Source organism: Streptomyces sp. NPDC091649, from assembly GCF_044756785.1.
Lineage (GTDB): Bacteria > Actinomycetota > Actinomycetes > Streptomycetales > Streptomycetaceae > Streptomyces.
This window is the reverse complement of the sequence record NZ_JBIVTR010000031.1, coordinates 1-2,993: the sequence shown is the minus strand read 5'-3', so window position 1 is coordinate 2,993 and position 2,993 is coordinate 1. Positions and strand designations below refer to the sequence as shown.

The window sequence follows — 2,993 nt, the reverse complement described above, 5'->3', positions numbered from 1 at the left end:
GGGGCCCGGCCCCGCGCGCCGCGGCGCGCCGGGCGGGGCCGCCCCGCCCCGCCGGGGGGGGGCGGCGGCGGTGGGGGCGCCCCCCCCCCCCCCCCGGGGGGGGGGCGGGCCGCCCCCGGCCGCGTCATAGGGCTCTGTCTCAGCCGGGCCAGTCGACCAACAGGCTTCGCGGTCCGCGGAAGGAGACGTTGGCCGGGAAGTCGAAGTCCTGATCCGCCACCATCTGCAGGTCCGGCACCCGTTGGGCCAGCAGATCGAGCGCGATGCGTGCTTCCATCCGGGCCATCGGGGCGCCGATGCAGTAGTGGATGCCCTTGCCGAAGGCCAGATGGCGCCGGGCGTCGCCCCGGAAGATGTCGAAGGTCTCCGGCTCTTCGAAGTGGCCGGGATCCCGGTTGGCCGCGCCGAGGAGGATCAGGACCTTCGCCTGGGCGGGGATCTCCACTCCCCCGACGTCGACCGCCCGTGTGGTGATGCGCCGCCATGCGGGGATGCTGCTGTCGAAGCGCAGCAGTTCCTCGATCGCCTTGGGGATCAGAGAACGGTCCGCGCACAGCGCGGCCCACTGCTCGGGGCTGGACAGCAGCTGGCGTATCGCGTTGCCGGTGAAGCTCGTCGTGGTCTCGTGGCCGGCGAAACTCAGCCCGTAGGCGACGTTGGTGATGTCGGCGAGGGACAGGGAGTCCGGGTCGGCCCGGTGGATCCGCACGAGATCGCTGGTGAAGTCGTCCACCGGCTCCGCCGCCCTCTTGGCGACGAAGTCCTCGCAGTACTTCCAGTAGTGGGTCATGTTCGTCGCGATCTCACGCTGTTCGTCAGCGTCCGGACGGCCCCAACTGAACGCGATGCGGTTGCCGCACCAGCTCTTGAGCAGGTCCATGTCCTCGTCGGGGAAGCCGATGAACGTGAAGATCATGTACGCGGGCAGCGGGTAGGTCAGCGCCCCCACCAGGTCGACCCGGCCCGGCTCGATGGCGTCCACCAGCTCCGTCGCCTTGGCCCACACCTTCGGCTCCAGGGTGGCGATACGGCGTGGGGAGAAGCCCGTCATGTTGTGCTTGCGGATACGCGTGTGGCGGGGCGGATCGCAGTCCGACATCACCGGGTAGGCGTGGAACCCCTCCTTGAGGATGCCCTGTGCCTCCGGGGACATCGGAAAGACGGGGCGCTGCCCCACAGCCGCGGAAAAGGTGCCCGGGTCCTTGAGGACCGCTTCGACGTCGTCGTACCGAGTGATCACCCACATGTCGATGGCCGAGGCGTAAAAGGCCGGGGCCTCCTCCCGTACCGCGGAGTGGATCGGATAAGGATCAGCGATATACGGTTCACCCAGCGGGTCGAAACTGTGATGTACCGGGCATGATGCCGCCGCGTTGGTCGATGTCATGGCACAACCTCCTGGACTCGGTCATGCAATTGTCTTGTTTTTCACCGGACTTGAAAACCTCATAATGGTGAAGTGCGTAATAGAATTCACTCATGACCGACAGAATCAGTCTGCGTCAGCTGCACTACTTCGTCTCCTGTGCGGAAGCCGGAACCATGACCGGAGCGGCACGCCGTCTGTATGTGTCCCAGGGCGCGGTGTCCGTCGCGATCGCACAGCTCGAGTCCCGTGTGGGAGTGCAGCTGATGCTGCGCTCCAAGGCCACGGGGCTGACCCTTACCGAAGCCGGACGGCTCCTGCTGCCGGAAGCACGTGCCCTGCTCGCCCGCGCCGACGAACTGCAGACCGGTATGCGGGACATCGGCCAGGCGCCGGCGGGGCGGCTGGTCATCGGCTGCTTCACCACCATGGCGCCCTTCCTGATTCCCCGGCTCCTGGAGGAGTTCCAGACCCTCCATCCGCGAGTGACCCTCGACTTCGTGGAGGGCTCGCTCACCGATCTGCAGGGGCTGCTGCGCGAGGGGCGGTGCGAGCTGGCCGTGCTCTACGGCGTGGACATCCAGCCCGGGATCGAGTTCGACACGCTTTACGAGACGCGGCCCCACGTGCTCCTTCCGTCCGGGCATCCGCTGGCGGACAAGGAGAGGGTCGGGCTCACCGACCTCGTCGGCCACGACATGATCGCGCTCGACGTGCCGCCCAGCCTGAGCTACTTCAGCGACGTGCTCGCCTCCGCCGGAGTCACCCCGGCCGTACGGCACCGCACGGAGAGCTTCGAGATGGTCCGCAGTCTCGTCGCCCGGGGCGCCGGCTACTCCCTCCTGATCCAGCGGCCCGAGCCCGACGTCAGCTACGAGGGACGTGAGTTGGCGGTCCGGGGCATCACGGACACGGTGCGCCCTCTCCCCGTGGTGCTGGCCCGCCCGGCGGGCATCCGGCTCACCCGCCGGGCCACTGCCCTCACCGCGTTCTGTCATGCAAATATCGCCGCCTACGCGGAAGCGGTCTGAGGAGGTGAGGTGTGAGGTGCCCGGCGGCTGTCCGCGGGCTTTCGGGGAATCCGCGGGAGCCGTCCCGGCTTCTCTTATGGATCAGGCAGGGCCCTGAACCGGCTCCGCCTCGATTACCGCGTGGTCCTTGGGCAGCATGTCGTGCTCCCGTGAACTGCCGGGAGAACCCAGGTCGTCAAAGATCTCGCGGTCCGCCGCACGGTAGGAAATCATGGATTCGGGAACATCGTCTTCGTAAAAGACCGCCTCCACCGGGCAGACCGGTTCGCAGGCTCCGCAGTCGACGCACTCGTCGGGGTGGATGTACAGCTTTCGCGGTCCTTCGTAAATGCAGTCGACCGGGCATTCTTCGATACATGCCTTGTCCTTGATGTCGACGCAGGGCTGTGCGATCACATAGGTCATGGTTCACTCCAGAATCTATGGGCCGGATGGCTGTGGCGTATGCCGGTCGGTCACGGTCCAGGTGTCGCCGGCGCCGAGGAGGCCGGTCAGGTCGCTCTTGCCGTCGCGTTCGAGGGCGGTGTCCAGCTGGTCTGACATCAGCGTGTCGTAGACCGGTCGTTGGACGCTGCGCAGCACTCCGATGGGGGTGT

General features: G+C 67.3%; 3 protein-coding genes. 1 reads left to right on the top strand and 2 read right to left on the bottom strand.

All coding sequences use genetic code 11. The features are described from left to right. Window positions 1–139: 139 nt before the first annotated feature. Window positions 140–1,246 carry a cytochrome P450 gene (locus ACIQMU_RS30965; protein WP_402690187.1) on the bottom strand — a complete coding sequence of 369 codons (1,107 nt, stop codon included), beginning with the start codon at window positions 1,244–1,246 and terminating at the stop codon, window positions 140–142. A 233-nt stretch (window positions 1,247–1,479) separates the two neighbouring features. On the opposite strand from ACIQMU_RS30965, the gene ACIQMU_RS30960 reads away from it, so the two are divergent. Beyond that, window positions 1,480–2,397: a LysR family transcriptional regulator gene (locus tag ACIQMU_RS30960; protein ID WP_352244002.1), complete on the top strand. Its 918-nt coding sequence runs from the start codon at window positions 1,480–1,482 to the stop codon at window positions 2,395–2,397. A gap of 81 nt (window positions 2,398–2,478) precedes the next feature. Here the strand turns inward: ACIQMU_RS30960 and fdxA are convergent, their stop codons facing one another. Further along, on the bottom strand, window positions 2,479–2,802 hold the full coding sequence (gene fdxA, locus ACIQMU_RS30955; RefSeq protein ID WP_352244003.1) for a ferredoxin: 324 nt from the start codon (window positions 2,800–2,802) through the stop codon (window positions 2,479–2,481). Window positions 2,803–2,993 lie beyond the last annotated feature (191 nt).

Coding starts and splice junctions, on each gene's coding strand:
- ACIQMU_RS30965 (WP_402690187.1), bottom strand. CDS start 1,246: ATGTGGGTGATCACTCGGTACGACGACGTCGAAGCGGTCCTCAAGGAC.
- ACIQMU_RS30960 (WP_352244002.1), top strand. CDS start 1,480: ATGACCGACAGAATCAGTCTGCGTCAGCTGCACTACTTCGTCTCCTGT.
- fdxA (WP_352244003.1), bottom strand. CDS start 2,802: ATGACCTATGTGATCGCACAGCCCTGCGTCGACATCAAGGACAAGGCA.